This window comes from Vibrio sp., from assembly GCF_038138445.1.
GTDB lineage: Bacteria > Pseudomonadota > Gammaproteobacteria > Enterobacterales > Vibrionaceae > Vibrio.
This window is the reverse complement of record NZ_JAYQDQ010000055.1, coordinates 1-16,498: the sequence shown is the minus strand read 5'-3', so window position 1 is coordinate 16,498 and position 16,498 is coordinate 1. Positions and strand designations below refer to the sequence as shown.

The 16,498-nt window shown below is 44.6% G+C and carries 15 protein-coding genes; 9 read left to right on the top strand and 6 right to left on the bottom strand.

Annotated elements, in window-relative coordinates; translation table 11 throughout:
- Positions 1–35: 35 nt before the first annotated feature.
- The 3 genes from AAFM34_RS14070 to AAFM34_RS14060 all read left to right on the top strand — a co-directional run bounded on the left by AAFM34_RS14070 (position 36) and on the right by AAFM34_RS14060 (position 3,169).
- Complete coding sequence (locus tag AAFM34_RS14070; RefSeq protein ID WP_341663863.1) at positions 36–1,370, top strand: relaxase/mobilization nuclease domain-containing protein; 1,335 nt, start codon at positions 36–38, stop codon at positions 1,368–1,370.
- Between the two features lie 132 nt (positions 1,371–1,502).
- Entirely contained in the window at positions 1,503–1,910 is a 408-nt protein-coding gene (locus AAFM34_RS14065; protein WP_010446645.1) for a LexA family transcriptional regulator, read from the top strand.
- Positions 1,910–3,169, top strand: a complete 1,260-nt coding sequence (locus tag AAFM34_RS14060; protein ID WP_341663860.1) for a Y-family DNA polymerase — start codon at positions 1,910–1,912, stop codon at positions 3,167–3,169. The genes AAFM34_RS14065 and AAFM34_RS14060 overlap by 1 nt, the downstream gene beginning before the upstream one ends.
- Positions 3,170–3,678: 509 nt before the next feature.
- Here AAFM34_RS14060 and AAFM34_RS14055 read toward each other — a convergent pair.
- Entirely contained in the window at positions 3,679–4,635 is a 957-nt protein-coding gene (locus tag AAFM34_RS14055) for an alpha/beta hydrolase (RefSeq protein ID WP_341663858.1), read from the bottom strand.
- Positions 4,636–4,956: 321 nt separating this feature from the next.
- Between AAFM34_RS14055 and AAFM34_RS14050 the strand changes: the two genes are divergently transcribed.
- From AAFM34_RS14050 to AAFM34_RS14040, 3 genes are all read left to right on the top strand, one after another.
- Complete coding sequence (locus tag AAFM34_RS14050) at positions 4,957–5,100, top strand: hypothetical protein (RefSeq protein WP_165919339.1); 144 nt, start codon at positions 4,957–4,959, stop codon at positions 5,098–5,100.
- Between the two features lie 234 nt (positions 5,101–5,334).
- Positions 5,335–6,807 carry a group II intron reverse transcriptase/maturase gene (gene ltrA, locus AAFM34_RS14045; RefSeq protein WP_341663887.1) on the top strand — a complete coding sequence of 491 codons (1,473 nt, stop codon included), beginning with the start codon at positions 5,335–5,337 and terminating at the stop codon, positions 6,805–6,807.
- Positions 6,808–7,001: 194 nt separating this feature from the next.
- Positions 7,002–7,598 (top strand): tyrosine-type recombinase/integrase, encoded by a 597-nt coding sequence (locus tag AAFM34_RS14040; RefSeq protein WP_341663886.1) that lies wholly within the window; start codon positions 7,002–7,004, stop codon positions 7,596–7,598.
- 237 nt (positions 7,599–7,835) lie between these two features.
- On the opposite strand, the gene AAFM34_RS14035 is transcribed toward AAFM34_RS14040, so the two are convergent.
- The 5 genes from AAFM34_RS14035 to AAFM34_RS14015 form a co-directional block, all read right to left on the bottom strand.
- Complete coding sequence (locus AAFM34_RS14035) at positions 7,836–9,140, bottom strand: replication-associated recombination protein A (RefSeq protein WP_341663855.1); 1,305 nt, start codon at positions 9,138–9,140, stop codon at positions 7,836–7,838.
- A 21-nt stretch (positions 9,141–9,161) separates the two neighbouring features.
- On the bottom strand, positions 9,162–9,707 hold the full coding sequence (locus tag AAFM34_RS14030) for a thioredoxin family protein (protein WP_341663853.1): 546 nt from the start codon (positions 9,705–9,707) through the stop codon (positions 9,162–9,164).
- A 41-nt stretch (positions 9,708–9,748) separates the two neighbouring features.
- Positions 9,749–10,639, bottom strand: coding sequence for a LysR family transcriptional regulator (locus AAFM34_RS14025; protein ID WP_341663851.1), 891 nt, complete (start codon positions 10,637–10,639; stop codon positions 9,749–9,751).
- Positions 10,640–10,651: 12 nt separating this feature from the next.
- Positions 10,652–12,001: an MATE family efflux transporter gene (locus AAFM34_RS14020; RefSeq protein WP_341663848.1), complete on the bottom strand. Its 1,350-nt coding sequence runs from the start codon at positions 11,999–12,001 to the stop codon at positions 10,652–10,654.
- A 99-nt stretch (positions 12,002–12,100) separates the two neighbouring features.
- Positions 12,101–13,087, bottom strand: a complete 987-nt coding sequence (locus AAFM34_RS14015) for a zinc-dependent alcohol dehydrogenase family protein (protein ID WP_341663846.1) — start codon at positions 13,085–13,087, stop codon at positions 12,101–12,103.
- A gap of 171 nt (positions 13,088–13,258) precedes the next feature.
- On the opposite strand from AAFM34_RS14015, the gene AAFM34_RS14010 reads away from it, so the two are divergent.
- The 3 genes from AAFM34_RS14010 (at position 13,259) to AAFM34_RS14000 (ending at position 16,187) form a co-directional block, all read left to right on the top strand.
- Complete coding sequence (locus tag AAFM34_RS14010) at positions 13,259–14,074, top strand: SDR family NAD(P)-dependent oxidoreductase (RefSeq protein ID WP_341663844.1); 816 nt, start codon at positions 13,259–13,261, stop codon at positions 14,072–14,074.
- 172 nt (positions 14,075–14,246) lie between these two features.
- Positions 14,247–15,122 (top strand): radical SAM protein, encoded by an 876-nt coding sequence (locus AAFM34_RS14005; RefSeq protein WP_341663841.1) that lies wholly within the window; start codon positions 14,247–14,249, stop codon positions 15,120–15,122.
- A gap of 219 nt (positions 15,123–15,341) precedes the next feature.
- Positions 15,342–16,187 (top strand): enoyl-CoA hydratase/isomerase family protein, encoded by an 846-nt coding sequence (locus tag AAFM34_RS14000; RefSeq protein ID WP_341663839.1) that lies wholly within the window; start codon positions 15,342–15,344, stop codon positions 16,185–16,187.
- The last annotated feature ends 311 nt before the right edge of the window (positions 16,188–16,498 follow it).

Here is a 16,498-nt window from a genome sequence, read left to right as displayed (position 1 = left end):
CCAAAAAACAACAATAACTATAAATGGTGAACACTATGTCTGTATTTAAAGCAACAATCCGACGTTCTGAAGCTGAGCCAACTCTTGTTTACATGTATCGCAGCGATAAGCACGAGCATGAAATCAATTTAATCCGTCACATTGGCGGCAACATCTTCTCGCCAGATCCAATCATTCGCGACGATATCACCGGCCTGCCGCTGGAAGTCGACTTAGAAATGATGATTCAAGAATTTGAATACCACGCAGATCTGCACGACGGCAAAGGCGAAAAGCTATATAAGCACTACATTGTTTCTCTCGCTCCTGGTGAGACTCTTGAAGATCATGAGTGGCTTGAGCACATCCAGCAAGATCTCATGCCCGCTCTTGGTTACGACGAATCAACCAAATACGTGATTTGCAAACACAGTGATCGCGATAATGAGCACTGTCATATATTCGCTTGTCTAGTCAAAGGTGACGGCTCTCTTGTAAAAACTAATAACGATGTTTTCGTGGGCTTCGAGAGCATGCGCAGGCTAGAGAAGAAATACGGCCTACGCGAACTAGAATCGCCAGAAGATAATTGGGGACACCACTACAGCAAAGCGGAGATGAAAGGCGCAAACGGCGATAGAGAGCTAGCTAAAAAACGTGATGAAGCAGCAATCATCCGAGCTCGCTTTAAAGCCATCGAAAGCGAGAATGGTGGCAAGTTGCCAGGCACTATGACAAAGCTAGTGTTCGCCTTGGCGCGTCGCGGTGTTGATGTAAAATGCCGCCAAGATGACAGCGGCAACATCATTGGCATCTCTTACTCAGCAGATGGTGGCCCTTTCATTAGGGGTTCTAAAGTAAAAGCAACAAGACTAAGCTTCAAAAATCTTCAACTCAAAGAGCGCGTACGCTACAACCCTGAGCGCGACAATGCAGCTTTGCTTGGTGAATGGAAAGGCGCTAAAGAGTTCACCATTCAGCTTCAAATCACTTCTAGTCAATTCAAGCGAATCAAAGCGAAGCGCCCGCCGAACCGCGCATACAAAATCAAGAATCGAGATTGGGAGTGCTACTACGCTGATCTTCGTTTTTGTCGCTCTAAATACGAGAGAGACTTAACGCTACTCTTTGCTGAAATCGCAAAGCTCTTGGACGCACTTTTTGGTCGCTTAAGTGATGAAGAATTCAATCTACTGATACAACTTAAGCATCAGCGAAAATGGGACGCATACAAAACTGAACTCGCTGAAATATACGAACCGGCGCAAGAGAAAGTCTATGATGCTGAAGATGAATTAAGCTTAACAATTGAGCTCGATGAAGACACCGAGTGGCGACATGAGCCAGATTCGACCTCTTACGAATTAGAGCCTGACGCCAGCTGCTTTTAACCAAACAAGTATAGTCAGCTTAAGTAAATCGCCAACTAAATTTGCTGGGATATTGGACAACCAGGTCACACCCACTTGCCAAAATGACTTTTTTGCACCAAAATAATACTGTTTATTTATACAGTATTATTTATGAAAGTTATCCCAATCAACGCACATGCTGGCATTACTGGATTTGAGTCTCCAGCCACGGAGTACACTCAACTCTCTTTAGATCTGGACGAACTGCTAGTAGAGCACCCCAGTGCAACCTTCATCGGGCGTGCATGTGGTGACTCTATGCAAGGGCTTGGCATATTTGATCAAGATTTACTGATCGTTGATCGACATGTGGATGTCAAACAGAACGACGTTATCGTCGCGAATCTCAATGGTGAGTTCATATGTAAGCAGATTGACATTCATCGCAAGCTATTGCTCTCTGCAAACGATAAGTATCAACCATCACTGATTACCGAATGTGATTCCTTCTCTTTAGAAGGTGTGGTCATCCGATCGATACGTTGTCACAGACCGAGCCACCTGCTGAGCAAGAAATAATGTATGCCTTAGTCGATGCGAACTCATTCTATTGTAGTGCAGAGCAAGTCTTCCGTCCCGACTGGCGAGGTAAGCCAATAGTTGTTCTTTCCAACAACGACGGATGCGTGGTGGCTGCTAATCGACAGTCTAGAGAAGCGGGCATTGAGAAGTTCAAACCATTCTTCCAAGTTAAAGCGCTTTGTGAGCAGAAAGGCGTAATCGCCTTATCATCCAACTATGAGTTATACGCCGACCTATCCTCTAAAATGATGCAAGTAATTGGGCGGTACGCCCCAGAGCAGCACATCTACAGTATTGATGAATCGTTCCTATCATTTGAACGCTGTTACCCTGCCATTCCATGCTTGAAAACGCATGGAATGAAGCTGAGACGAGCTGTATGGCGAGAATGTCGCTTACCCGTTTGCGTTGGCTTCGGCGTAACTCTTACACTAGCTAAAATTGCTAACCATGCGGCCAAGAAAATACAGGGGTACAACGGCGTCTGTGTACTCGATAACGAACACGAGCGCAGATCGATACTGTCAAAGTTAAGTGCTAGTGACGTCTGGGGCATTGGTAAAAAAATACAAGCTCGTTTGAAGTTTATGGGCATCAATACAGCGCTCGAACTCGCTGACTATCCATCAGCATTAGCTCGTAAAGAGTTTAACGTCGAAGTCGAGCGCACTATCCGTGAACTCAACGGCCAATCATGCAAAGCTTGGGATCAATCGAGAGCAGACAAAAAACAAATTTACTCTACAAGGAGCGCAGGTCAGCGCATTACCGACTTGGAATCATTACGCCAGGCTTTGTCAAAGCATGCGAATATAGCGTCGTCAAAGGCGCGTCAGCAAAATAGCTTGTGTAAAGTGATGTTATGCTTCGCTAATAGCTCTCCATTCGATGAAAAGGCTGTAACGCGCAGGGCGATTCATAGGTTTGCCTACCCTACTTCTGATGTAACACAAATCACTAAAGCAGCCACTTGGCTTGCAGAAGAACTATTTTGTGAAGGCATTCGATTCTACAAGATTGGCGTAGGCTTACTGGACTTAACCGATGGGAAACATGAGCAGTCAGATCTGTTTAACCCCATGCCCAACGATCCGAAACTCATGTCCGTGTATGATTCGTTGAACCAACGTTATGGTTCTGACACTTTATTCCTAGGAGCACAAGGCATAGCGCAGAAATGGGGTATGCGACGTGAGATGCTAACGCCCAGTTACACAACGAAATGGCAAGACTTGCCAGTTATCAAGTGCGGGTAACGTCGTCAATCCTCATGCAATATAAGAACGCTGCCCGACAGTGAGCTAGCTATCGTGTCTAGCTCAGTTATGCCCCTTTCCTTGCCAGCAACGCTCAACCTCACAAATCATAGTGAGGGATTTGACCTACTTTTTCTTATCTGTGTAATGTGAGTAAGGTGGGGTCTACCTCCTCTAATCAGGTGGCCAAATTCAACATGCCACTACAATCCAAACTGAAGACCAAACTTGGCGTTTTAGTAGCTCATGGTTTACTTGAGTGCATAAAATTCACACTCAGGTATGAAAATGCGCAATTGAGTAAACCACATGGTTCACTGTTGTCCATCATTGCCCACTATTGTCCATACGTGGACAACAGTGGACAATGAAGAACAATGGCTCCATAAAGTCGTCTGTTGAACTTGCAGTGGCTAAGTGAATTCAGCAAAGTCACTGGCACGCCTTTGCCCCAAACCATCTCAACCCTAACGAACTGACCATCTCGCCAGTTCTGTAAGAGACCAAGTTTATCTAACCAGTATTTGGTGCTCGTTTTCAACCCAATTCTCAATCATCGAGGCGAACATTCTCGGTTGATCCGCCCATGAAAAGTGACCTGCTTCGGGGAGAATATGCAGTTTACTATTAGGTAGTGCTGCATGGATACGTTCAGCATTACTGACATCAAATAGCACATCTAATTCTCCCCAAAATACTAATGTTGGGATCTGAATTTCATCGAGACGTGCCGCAATCGCTTCAGACTTTGCATGAAAATCTTTAAACCAATGTATCACTTCAGGCGCTCTACCTTCATAGGATTTCTTATAATCATCAATTTCAACAGCGCTGGCTTGGTGTCGCACGGCTCCAATCTTGGCAGAATAAGCGATAAGCGGCCCCGCTCCTAATAGAGAAGTGGTGGTTCGCATGAAACCAAACCTGGCCAGCATATCGATCATAAAACCAAGCTCTACTGGGTTGGGATTACCGATACTGTGGCCTATCACCATACTGGTTAATCTGTGATCGTGGTCGAGCACATAACTAAGGGCCGAAGCCATTCCTACATCAGGAGCGACAAGGTGGATGTCGTTTAGCTCAAGAGCGTCAAAGATTGCAGCAAGGTGACTTCCTTGAACGGTTGGCGTCATATCATGACGATCACCTTCAGAGCCACCAAAACCGGGCAAATCTATTGCGATTACTCTGAAATTGGCAGTGAGTGATTCCCAAGAACCCGCAAAATTGAGGATACTAGCCGGAAATGGGCTGAGTAGAACAACTGTTGGTGCGTCAACGGGACCTGCTTGTGCCAAGCGAATTTTTCGTCCAGCGATAGTGCGTGTTTCCAGTGGTATATTGACAACAGGGTTTTCAAATGATTGCGCTCGCTTTTGAGCTGCTTTTACTTTAGGCCATTCCGGAGAGACGAGCAGCAGTGAGGCAGCGTTGAGCGTATCAAATAGATTTAGCTTCTTCATTTTTCATCCTTAAGTAATTTGATCTGCACTATGAATCTTGAGCGTAGTGTTAGGCAATTTATCTCTATTTCAGTCTATTCATTAGATACTAAAAGTCTAATTGCCGAAACTCATTTATGTCCGTGCGACCTGAAGTCGTATGAAGCGTTGTTCACCGCTTTATGAGTGAACCGTCTGTATCACCAGATGAACCTACGAGCCTGAATAAAGCAGCGGCTCGGACAATGTAACGAAACTTAGCCGTTTGGTTAAGTGGGAAAAGAATCGTGAGAGGACGTTCCTCCTGAAAACCATAATTCGGGTAAGTGCTAGGTAGTCAGTATGATGAACGTATGTGAATCCATTCAAGGTGCGTTATATGATGAAGCAGCGGAAGTGGTTAATACGCTGTGGCCAAAAGGCAATGAGAGTTGGAAAAAGGTTGGACAGTACTTTTTCGTGGTCGCCGAACTCTCCGCACTATAGTGGGCATCTAACCTGACATTTTACGTAACATACGGAACAGGGTAAGCCTGTATCACTCCCTTTGGGAAAGCCTTTGTGGCCGATAGTGATGCAGGTATAGGAGGTCGGAAAAAGCGAAAGCTGCATTGTAATGATGCAGATACAGACCTATGTCTGATCACGAAAGTGAGCCTACTTCCGACTGGTCTCCCATTGCGAGAGAATTTGAAGAACTTTATTCAAGGAGAAAAGCAAATGATGATCTCGAAAGAGATTAGTGCATCTTCTGACGGCACTCAATGGCAGTCCATCGACTGGAAATCCGTTGAAGCACACGTATTAAAGCTTCAAATGCGTATCGCAAAAGCAACTAGAGAAAAGAAATACGGTAAGGTGAAGTCTTTACAGTGGCTCTTGACTCATTCTCGCTCAGCCAAGCTTCTTGCGGTTAAGCGAGTTTCTCAGAATAAAGGCAGTAAAACGCCTGGAATAGACGGTGTTATCTGGAACACAGATGCACGCCGTATGAAAGCAGTTACTCAACTGAGTCGTAAGGCTTACTCTGCAAAACCACTCAAACGTATCTACATTCCCAAAAAGGACGGTAAGCTCAGGCCATTAGGCATTCCATGCATGATTGATAGAGCGCAACAAGCCCTCCACCTTCTCGCATTAGAGCCTGTGTCTGAAACGCTTGCCGACCTCAATAGCTATGGATTTAGGCCAAATCGCAGCACGGCTGACGCGGTCAGTCAGTGTTTTAAATGTTTGGCTCTAAAGCGGTCAGCGAAATGGGTTCTTGAGGGTGATATTAAGGCTTGCTTCGACAAAATCGGGCATCAATGGCTTATGGACAATATCACTATAGATAAACGTATGTTAGAGCAATGGCTGGAATCTGGCTATGTGGATAAGGGGCTGTTCTACGATACCGATGAGGGTACGCCACAAGGCGGGATCATTTCTCCAACCTTGATGTTAATGACCCTTGCAGGACTAGAACAACGTGTAAAATCCACTGCTCTCAAAAAGGGAGCCAGAGCTAACTTCATTGGTTATGCGGACGATTTCGTGGTCACCTGCTCTTCAAAGGAAGTGCTAGTGAACGATATCAAACCGTTGATTGCTGACTTTCTGGCAGAAAGAGGGTTAACCCTCTCCGAAGAGAAAACGAAGGTCACTCATATTGATGATGGCTTTGACTTTCTGGGTTTCAATCACAGGAAGTACAAAGGGAAATTACTCATTAAACCGAGCAAATCCAACACGCTGTTATTCCTGAGAAATCTACGTGAACTTATTAAAAAGCACGCAACCATCCCTGTTAACGATCTTATCAAGCTGATAAATCCGAAACTCCGAGGATGGGCGAATTACTATCGCCACTGTGTTGCTAAACAAGTATTCGGGTATGTCGGCCACAAATTATTCCAAACGTTATGGCACTGGGCAGTTAGGCGTCATCCAACCAAGTCCAAAGACTGGGTTGTTCATAAGTACTTTCTCAATCGTAAAGGCCAATGGCAATTTCACGGTTGGCAGAAAATCATGAACATGGACTGTCACTTCAATCTGTTCCAAATAGCCAAAGTGCCCATCGAACGACACGTGAAAATCAGGAGTGCATCGACCCCTTTTGACCCTCAATACCAAGAATACTTGGCGAAGAGAAAACCCAAAAGGCTAGCTCGCAACTCTTGGAAAGAGCCTGTCCCGACTGCGTTGTAAGTTGCTGGGTATCAATGATGCCTTAGTGGAGGCTTGAGCCGTATGCAGTGAAAGTTGCACGTACGGTTCTTAGAGGGGCGGCACTTGGTAACAAGTGTCGTCTACTCGACACCAACGTTTCAGCTCATGCTGAGCCCTACTTAAATGTGACTGCCAAACTTCATGTTGACCAAAAACAGAGGGAGGAGGTCATCATGAGAAAGCTATCTTCTGGAAAATGCAGTGGTATCAAAAGGCCATTTAAGCTTGAAGAGATCTGGCGGATAAGAACTAGGCTGGAGATTGAAAACGATCTGATGCAGCTTGCACTATTGAACTTAGCTATAGATAGCAAGTTAAGAGCGAGTGATTTGCTAAAGCTACACGTTTACGATGTTTCTTCAAAAGGAGTAATCTATGAAAGGGTTCAGTGCATCCAGCAAAAAACTGGCACCGATGTCCACTATGAGATTACTCCGAGAACACAGCAAAGTATTAGCCGATGGATTTTTGCAGCATCCCTAGAGGCAAGCAGTTTTCTATTCCCAAGTAGCCGACGCTCTGGCCAGCCGATCAGCTACTCATTCTATCGTTCAATTATTAGGAACTGGGCTGCAAAACTGGGATTGAATGCTGACTATTACGGTACTCATTCCATGCGCCGCACCAAAGCCACTTTAATCTATGCCAGAACGAAAAACATCAGGGCAGTACAGCTCTTACTTGGACATTCGAAGCTAGATAACACAATTCGATACCTTGGCGTTGAGCTAGAAGACGCTCTGAGGTTGTCTGAGAAAACAGACTGCTGAGAGATAGGAGCTGTTACAGGCTTTTCTCCTGAAAAGCCTGTGCCCCAATGTGTGTTTCGAACAAGGTTCAATATTACGGCTATTCGCTCATTATACTATGAATTATCTAATGTCACTTTTAAATGGATAAGCGAGTTATGAGTAATAAACAGTTGTCAGCGTTCGACTCTACACTGCCCCCTCACATCTTTATTGATGAGAATATGTAAGTGAAACTTAATCAGTACATCAGCCCAGTTAGAAATTACTTGCCTTTATGTACTTGAGCCACTCAGCAAAGTGCTTCTCTTTACCTAGTTGATTCGGCTGATAGTAATTACGCCCAACCAACTCATCGGGTAGGTATTGCTGTTGAACAAAATGTTTATGGTAGTGGTGGGCATTTTTGTATCCCTTACCATTACCAGTTTGCTCCGTATGGCTGTTGAGAAAATCACGAATATGCAGCGGTATCTCTTTCATGTTGTAGCTGTGAATGTCCTTCTTCACTCGTTGAACCGCTTGAAAAACTGAATCACTTTTAGGAACGCTGGTGACATAAATCGTTGCCTCAGCTAGAGCGTAAGTACATTCAGGCATGCCAACGAATTCAACCACTTGTGCAGCGTGTGAGGCAATCACGAGTGCCTGAGGGTCAGCCATTCCGACCTCTTCACTAGCACATACGATCAAACGTCGAGCAATGTATTTCGGATCTTCCCCTGCTTCTAACATTTGCATCATATAGAAAAGCGCGGCATCCACATCACTGCCCCTAACGCTTAAGATATACGCACTAATGGTATCGTAGTGACTATCCCCATCTTTGTCGTGTTTTAACGCTTTTTGCTGGATGCATTCTTCTGCTACCTCAAGGGTAATATGAATTCTTCCATCAATTTTTTCGGTAGTTAAACAAGCCAGTTCAAGCGCATTGAGTGCATTTCTAGCATCCCCATTTGCTGCGTGAGCGATGTGCGCAAGTGCGTTTTCTTCTATGACAATGACTTCATCTCGCAATACCTGATCTTGGTTAATTGCTCGCTGTAGCAACTGCTGAATATGAATGTCATTGATAGCATTTAGTCTAAATACCCGTGAGCGAGAGATTAAGGCGTCATTGATTTCATAATACGGGTTCTCTGTTGTCGCCCCAATAAGCACGATGATCCCTTGTTCAACGTGCGGTAGCAGAGTGTCTTGTTGCGCCTTGTTGAAGCGGTGGATTTCATCAATAAACAGGATGGTTCTCTTCCCCTGCATTGCTAATCGATCCTTCGCACTGCGAACAACTTCTGCGATTTCAGCTTTTCCTGAATAGGTTGCGTTGAGTTCTTCAAAGTGCGCGAGGGTAAGATTGGCGATAACTTGAGCAATCGTTGTTTTACCTGTGCCTGGTGGTCCCCATAGAATTGTTGAGCCAAGTTTGTCGGCTTGTACTGCTCGATGGAGTAGTTTTCCTTTTGCGAGAATATGCTCCTGGCCAATGATCTCCTCAAGCTTCTTGGGGCGCATTCGTTCCGCTAGCGGCTTGTTGTCGGTCGAGATATCAAATAGATCCATACATCCCCATATGCTGATTGTTTAACGCCACTTAATAGAGCAGCCCATGCTCGGTTGTTGTTCGGTTGGTCCTTGCCCCGTGCTCGCAATTTGGCGCATTGCGTTAAGTAGTTCTGGTGTTCGATTCGCTGGATCACTCATCTTGGCATCGTCTAAACGACCACGATATTGCAGCTCTCCCTTGTGGTTAAAGCCAAAGAAATCAGGGGTGCAGATCGCGTCATACTGGCGGCCAACTTCTTGAGTTTCATCAACCAAGTAAGGGAATTTAAAACCGTGCTTCTGGGCGAACTGCTTCATATTCTCTGGGGAGTCAGAAGCATAGTGGTGGTAGTCATTTGACATGACGGCAAGAACGTTGATGCCCTCGTCCATAAGAGCTTCTGTGTCTTTTGCCAAGCGCTCTGCAATACGTTTAACATAAGGGCAGTGATTACAAATGAACATGACCAGTAGCCCTTTATCACCGAGGTGCTCACTCATGGTGTAAGCGTTGCCATCAGGATCATTCAGGGTGAAATCAGGGGCTTTCCAGCCAAAATTACAAATCGGTGTATCAAGTAGCATCGTATTCTCCTAATTGTATTAGCTCAGACTAAGTTATCTAATTAATCCCAGTAAGGTGGCGTGCCATAGTATTCAGAAAAATAGTCAATAAAGGCACGAACCTTGGGTGCTAGCAGTCTTGAGCTTGGATAAACAGCCCAAATCTCTGAGTTATCAATCAAGGTATAGTCTTCAAGTACTTCGACAAGGCGACCATCTCGTAATTGTTGGTAGGCAATCCAGGTTGCACACATGGCGATGCCCATACCATCCATAGCGGCATCACGTACTGCTTCACCATGGTCAACCTTGATCTTTCCTTTCACCTTAATGTGTTGTACGCCCTCAAGTGTATCGAATGCCCAAGACTCAAGACCTGTTTGGTTAATACACAGGTGACTCTTTAGCTCGGAAGGGTGAGCGGGTTTACCATGAGTGGCAATGTAGCCTGGCGAAGCCACCATAATACGTTTGTCTGTAGCGAGCTTCTTTGCAATTAGGGTCGAGTCTTTTAAGTCTGCATTACGGATTGCCACATCGAAGCCACCTTCCACCAAGTCCACCATCGAGTCCGTTAATCGAATATCAACGGATAGCTCTGAATATTGTTCTAAAAAGCCTTTTAAAGCAGGCATTAAGTGCATACGACCAAATGAGGCAGGTGCGGTGATCCTTAATGTACCTTTTGGGCAGGCTTTCCCAGTACCTACAGTCGCTTGAGCTGCATCAACACTGCTAATGATTTCTTCAGCATAGGGGAGAAGGGTTTCCCCCTCTTCGGTGAGAGATACCTTACGTGTTGTGCGATGAATAAGCCGAGCACCAATGCTGTCTTCAAGCTTATTGATGTGCATACTAGCGACTGGTGCCGATAGACCTAATTCCTTACCTGCTTGGCTGATATTGTGTGTTGAGGCAATACGCACGAACAACCTTATGTGCTCAATATTCATTAAAAAGAATCCTTATACTTCAATAAGCTTTTCTGGTGATGTAGATAGGTTTATGGTGCGACTTAGCTGATACCAAGCATAAGCGCCAGCTAAGGTATTAGCAATGAACGCTGAGTAAACCACATTGATGATATTTCCTGTTGACGATCCGAGGAGTATCGCTGGCACATAAAAGATAAACAGCCTTGCTAGAGAGACTTTAAGTGCCAATTTAGGCTCTCCTAATGCGTTAAATACAGAGACTACGAGCATGCATAAACCAAGAGGGGCATAGCTAAATGGGAGAACCCAAACCGCAAGTGAAAACCAGCTCTGGATAATCGCTTCATTGCTGAGTAGTGGAATGATCCACCAAGCGTTGAGAGAAAGAGCCAAAGCCAAAACAAGGTTAAACAGGATGAGGAAGCGACTTGCTGAGGTCAGAGCCAGCTCAATCTCGCGGTGCTTTTTCTCACCAAGGTAACGACCAATCATTGGTGGTACAGACATGGTTAACGCAAGTGTAAACACGAGCAAGAAGCTCTCTAGGCGAGCGAATAGGCTCCAAAATGCAATGGAGTCGGTACTGATGCGAGAAATTAATAGCATACAGATAAAAGCACTCACCGATGGAAGCAGCTGGTTGAGGGTAGTTGCACTGCTCATACGCACCAGTGCAATCATAAACTGCAAAGTCTTAAAGCAGGCAGACACCGAGTTTAACCAGCCATTCTTTTTTGCTTTAATCAGCATATAGAAGGCACATGAGACGTAGCCAATCGTTGATGCAATCGCAGCACCAATTATCCCCATATCCAATTCAAAAATAAGGATCGGATCAAGAACCAAATTGATGATGCTTGCTAGTAAAAACATGCGCCCCGTAGTTTTGGTATCGTCATTAGCACGATAGATGCAGGTCAGCAAATATAGAGCGGCTACTGAAACGGTGCTCAATAGCCAAAATGGCCAGTAAAAAGAGAAAATGTCAGCCAGCGTGTTTAACTGTTTTTCCGTAATATCAGGGGCAGTGAACGCTTTTAGAATTGAGCTTTCAAGTAACCACAGAATAAAACAAATCAAGGATATAAACACCGTACCAACCAGCACACTGATGGTCGCAGTGGAAGTTGACTGCACGCGATTATTTGCACCGCAAGCTTGCGAGATAATAGAGGTTGCAGCGACACCAATCCCGACTTGTACACCAATAATGGCAGCCTGAAATGGGAGAGTGATACCATGAACGGCCAACTCATTGAGTCCGAGTAGGCCAATAAATACTGAATCTACTAATTGCACAAGCATGATGGCAAACATACCCACCGTCAGTGGCAGCGTTCGCTCAATAATGAGCTTTAATGTAGGGGATAGCAGAGACATAGCAACCTCGAAGGGACTTGAGATAGGACGTAGTTAATCGAACACGGCAATTAAAAGACCCACAATAGTATGCGGGCCTACCAAGGGTAAGGGTGGTGATTAGATGCTTACAACAACTTTACCCATCGCTTGACCACTCGCTAAACGGTCATGTGCTTGACCCGCTTGCTCAAGGTTAAATTCACTTGCATCGAGTACAGGTTGAAGTTCACCTGCTTCTACAATTTTTGCCATTGCTTTTAGGATTTTTCCATGCTGCTCGCGGCCAATGTTGTAGATCATTGGAAGTAGCATGAAAACAACGTGCAGTGATAAGCCTTTCATGTGAACCATTGTTAGGTCTTGCTCATGCATCGCCAGTGTCGTTGCGATTTGGCCATTTAATTTTGCCGCTTCAATAGAGTTGTTTAGGTTTGCGCCACCTACAGAGTCAAAAATGACATCAAACCCAGCACCTGAAGTGTACTTCTCTACATAGTCCGCTACGGATTCTGATTTAAAATCAATGGCTGTAGCACCAAGCTTAGTGATGAGATCAGCCTGTTCACCCGCAGCGCCTGTTGCAAAAACCTCAGCACCAAAATGACGAGCCAGTTGCAATGCTACGTGCCCAACACCGCCGGCACCACCGTGAACCAGTACTTTTTGACCTGATGTAATACCTGCACGAACCAAGCCCTCATACGCAGTAATACCAACCAGAGGTAATGCCGCCGCTTCTCGCATTGAGATGTTTGCAGGTTTGTGAGCAATTAAGTCAGTGTCTGCTAGCATATATTCAGCTAGTGAACCTTGAAGATCACCAAGACCGCCTGCACAACCATACACTTCATCACCAACGGAATATTCTGTAACACCCTCGCCAACCGCTTCAACCGTACCCGCGAAATCCATACCAAGAACACCAGGAAGAGCAGGATGGAATGGCAGCGCTTCACCCATGTCACGGATCATCATATCGATGGTATTGACGCTTGATGCTGCTACTTTAACAACAACGTGTCCTGGTGTGGCTTCTGGTTTAGGTAGCTCTGTTGTTTCAAATACGTCTGTACCACCAAATGCGCGAATAACTGTAGCTTTCATAGGATGTAACCTCTATCGTGTTTCGTTATAGGCTCAGTATAGACGTCGGCTCTGAATTGATAAGGTGTTGATAGATTGAATCAGTGTTAAGTTTTTATTAATAATAGTTGCGTGTGGTTGCTTAGTGTTTCTAAATGCTTAATAGATTACGGGATAAATGGAGAACAAATAATGAAAAAAACGATCTTGGTGACAGGCTCTACAGATGGTATTGGATATGAAACTGCGAAAAAGTTGGTGCTGGATGGGCATCATGTATTAGTGCATGGTCGAAACCAACAAAAGCTTGAGAAAGTAATCACATCGCTCAAAGAGCTATCTTCTGACGCTATAGTTGAGGGCTATGTTGCTGACTTATCGAGCCTTGCGGATGTTGAAGCCTTTGCTAATGCAGTCATTCAAAATCACAAGTGTTTGGATGTGTTGATTAATAATGCGGGCGTTTATAACGTGCCAAGCGTGACAACGAAAGACAATCTGGATGTTCGATTTGTCGTGAATACCATTGCTCCGTATCTGTTGACTCAGCGCCTACTGGGGATGTTTGACGCTTCTGGTCGTATCGTTAACTTGTCTTCGAGAGCGCAAGCGCCCGTTAATCTAGCTGCGCTAATCAGCTCAGATGCGAAAGCGGATGATGGCTCTGTATACGCTCAAACAAAATTATCGATTACTATGTGGTCGGTGAATCTTGCTGAAAAACTCAAAGGAAAAGGGCCATTAGTTGTTGCCGTTAACCCTGCATCGTTCCTTGGTAGCAAATTAGTAAAAGAAGCGTATGGCATGGAGGGCAATGATCTTAGTATTGGTGCCGATATTCTTTTCCGCGCGGCTTTGTCTGATGAGTTTGCTGACGCTACAGGAAAGTACTTTGATAATGACTCAGGTCGATTTTCTGCTCCACATGCAGATGCGATGAATAAAGCGAAGAACGATAAATTAGTTGAAGTCATTGATAAGTTACTATCAGAAAAGCTGGCAAATTAGCCTGATACTCTCCCGCTATACAAACAAGAGCTTGGTATTACCAGGCTCTTTTTTTGTCTTTGAATTATTAACAAACCGTAAATTCTGATTTGTTTTCACGCTGTATTATAAACAAACTCTTTTATGTTTAAGCTTGTCCGCATTGATATCTCGCTAGGCTGAGGAGCTTAACATGCATTACGAAGGTAAAATTTATCGCCCTTGGATGGAAGCTGAGAGCGTACTAATCCAGACCACGCTAGGGTGTAGTAATAACCAATGTACTTTTTGCACCATGTTCGATGATAAGCGATTCAAAGTACGTGAATTAGAAGACATCTTCAAGGATATCGCCGAGGTAAGTGCTAACTATCCAAAAGTCGAGTCTATCTTTTTGATCGACGGCAATGTCATGGCTATGCGTACAGAGAAGCTACTCGCCATTCTTGATCGAATCAAAGTGACATTCCCAGAACTAAAGCACTTGGCCTTATATTCAGGTTTTAATGATTTCCGCCGTAAAAGTATTTCAGAGTTAAAAGAACTCCGCTCTGCTGGATTAACCACGGCATATTCTGGCCTAGAGTCTGGTGATCCTATTGTCTTAGAGCGCATCAAAAAGGGGATGACTCGCGAGCATGCTATTCAAGGTATGGAGATGGCACGTGAGGCAGAGATACAGGTGCTAGCTTCATTCATCTTTGGTTTAGGTGGCCGTGAGCGCTCAAAAGAGCACGCAGAGAATACGACCAGTTTGCTTAATATCATGCGCCCAGACGCGATTGCACCAATGGCATTAGCGATTCAACCAGGTAGCCAATTAGAGCGCGAGGTTGCCAGCGGTGAGTTCGTTTTACCCACCCCGCTACAGATACTCGAAGAAGAAAAATATCTTCTTGAAAATATGGATGACTTCCCATGTTTTTACTGGGGAGATCATGGCAATAATATTGCGACTATGCGAGGAGTCTGGCCAGAAGCGCGTAAGCCATTTCTAGAAAATATTAATAAGCACATCAATCATAACCCGATGGCGAAGAAAAACGTGATCGAGACTTATGCTTGGTAAGTTTATCTCAAAAAATCAAAACAAAGAGATGGGACTATGGAGTGAGTTCTTACAAGCGATCCCCTTAAGATAGCTTAAAAAAGCAAACTGATTATTTATTTTTTGTTAATTCAGTTTTGGTTTTTTATTAATTGTTTGTGGTGCCAATGCTGTTTACAGTTGGTTGCGCTAACACACGCTTTACAATTCATTCTCAAGATATTCTATGGAGAGTATATTATGAAATATGCAGGTTTTCAGACATTTACAACTGAGCAGAAAGACGGAATTCTTACCGTCACCTTTGACTTTGGTACAGTAAATGTTCAAGGGCAAGAAATGCTCGCAGACTTAAATAGTCTGGCAATGAGACTAGAGCGTGACCGTGAAACAAAAGTCGTTGTCTTCCAGTCAGCAAATCCAGAAGTGTGGGTTTGTCACTATGATACTGAGCTACTAAAAGATATGTCTACAGAAGCGGTTTCGCGTGAAGAAGCGCAACTTTTAGACTTACAAGCGGTATGTGAGCGAATCAGTAAAGTTCCGCAGGCAACAATCGCTAAACTTGAAGGCTTCGCTCGTGGGGGCGGCCATGAACTAGCACTGGCACTAGATATGCGTTTTGCTGCACGTGGTAAGTTTAAGTTCATGCAGATGGAAGTGGGTATGGGTATCCTTCCATGTGGTGGTGGTGCATCACGCATGGCTCGTCAGGTTGGTCTTGGTCGTGCGTTAGAGATTGTTCTAAGTGCACGCGATTTCGATGCGGATGAAGCTGAAGCTTACGGCACAATCAACAAAGCGTTAGAGCCAGATGAGATTGGTCCATATGTTGATGCACTTGCGCAGCGAATCTCTAAGTTCCCTGCTGAATCTATCAATGCATGTAAACAGATGGTGTACGAGTCAATTGATAAGCCAATTGATGAGGCGCTAAAAGCAGAAGCATACTGGCTATACCAAGCAACAAGCAAGACAGCGGCAGTTAAGCGCTTCCAGATTGCTGATGACCAAGGTCTTGAGCATGACATGGAAAACCAACGTAACTGGGAAGATCTAGTGATGAAGGTTCAAGATATCAACTAATCCAAGTCACATCCTGATTTAGCAAAAGCTCCTAATTTTAGGAGCTTTTTTTGATCTTGCTAGCGAGAAGTCGCCTTAAAAACAGTAACCTTATCACGACCTGACGTCTTACTTTCATAAAGGGCAAGATCAGAGCGGCTAACAATGTCACCGAATTCTTTATCGTCAGCCGTTAACGAGGAAACTCCGACTGATACGGTGTGGAAATGGGGTGGTTGAGGCAGCTCGGTGTAATTTTAAGATCCGCAATCGACTCTTTCGTAAGCTGGCGGTAAACCCCATCTAATCATTTCCTTTTAAATTCGGTATTG

Coding starts and splice junctions, on each gene's coding strand:
- AAFM34_RS14050 (WP_165919339.1), top strand. CDS start 4,957: ATGATGAACGTATGTGAATCCATTCAAGGTGCGTTATATGATGAAGCA.
- AAFM34_RS14005 (WP_341663841.1), top strand. CDS start 14,247: ATGCATTACGAAGGTAAAATTTATCGCCCTTGGATGGAAGCTGAGAGC.
- AAFM34_RS14035 (WP_341663855.1), bottom strand. CDS start 9,140: ATGGATCTATTTGATATCTCGACCGACAACAAGCCGCTAGCGGAACGA.
- AAFM34_RS14015 (WP_341663846.1), bottom strand. CDS start 13,087: ATGAAAGCTACAGTTATTCGCGCATTTGGTGGTACAGACGTATTTGAA.
- AAFM34_RS14060 (WP_341663860.1), top strand. CDS start 1,910: ATGTATGCCTTAGTCGATGCGAACTCATTCTATTGTAGTGCAGAGCAA.
- AAFM34_RS14020 (WP_341663848.1), bottom strand. CDS start 12,001: ATGTCTCTGCTATCCCCTACATTAAAGCTCATTATTGAGCGAACGCTG.
- AAFM34_RS14040 (WP_341663886.1), top strand. CDS start 7,002: ATGAGAAAGCTATCTTCTGGAAAATGCAGTGGTATCAAAAGGCCATTT.
- ltrA (WP_341663887.1), top strand. CDS start 5,335: ATGATGATCTCGAAAGAGATTAGTGCATCTTCTGACGGCACTCAATGG.
- AAFM34_RS14030 (WP_341663853.1), bottom strand. CDS start 9,707: ATGCTACTTGATACACCGATTTGTAATTTTGGCTGGAAAGCCCCTGAT.
- AAFM34_RS14055 (WP_341663858.1), bottom strand. CDS start 4,635: ATGAAGAAGCTAAATCTATTTGATACGCTCAACGCTGCCTCACTGCTG.
- AAFM34_RS14070 (WP_341663863.1), top strand. CDS start 36: ATGTCTGTATTTAAAGCAACAATCCGACGTTCTGAAGCTGAGCCAACT.
- AAFM34_RS14065 (WP_010446645.1), top strand. CDS start 1,503: ATGAAAGTTATCCCAATCAACGCACATGCTGGCATTACTGGATTTGAG.
- AAFM34_RS14025 (WP_341663851.1), bottom strand. CDS start 10,639: ATGAATATTGAGCACATAAGGTTGTTCGTGCGTATTGCCTCAACACAC.
- AAFM34_RS14010 (WP_341663844.1), top strand. CDS start 13,259: ATGAAAAAAACGATCTTGGTGACAGGCTCTACAGATGGTATTGGATAT.
- AAFM34_RS14000 (WP_341663839.1), top strand. CDS start 15,342: ATGAAATATGCAGGTTTTCAGACATTTACAACTGAGCAGAAAGACGGA.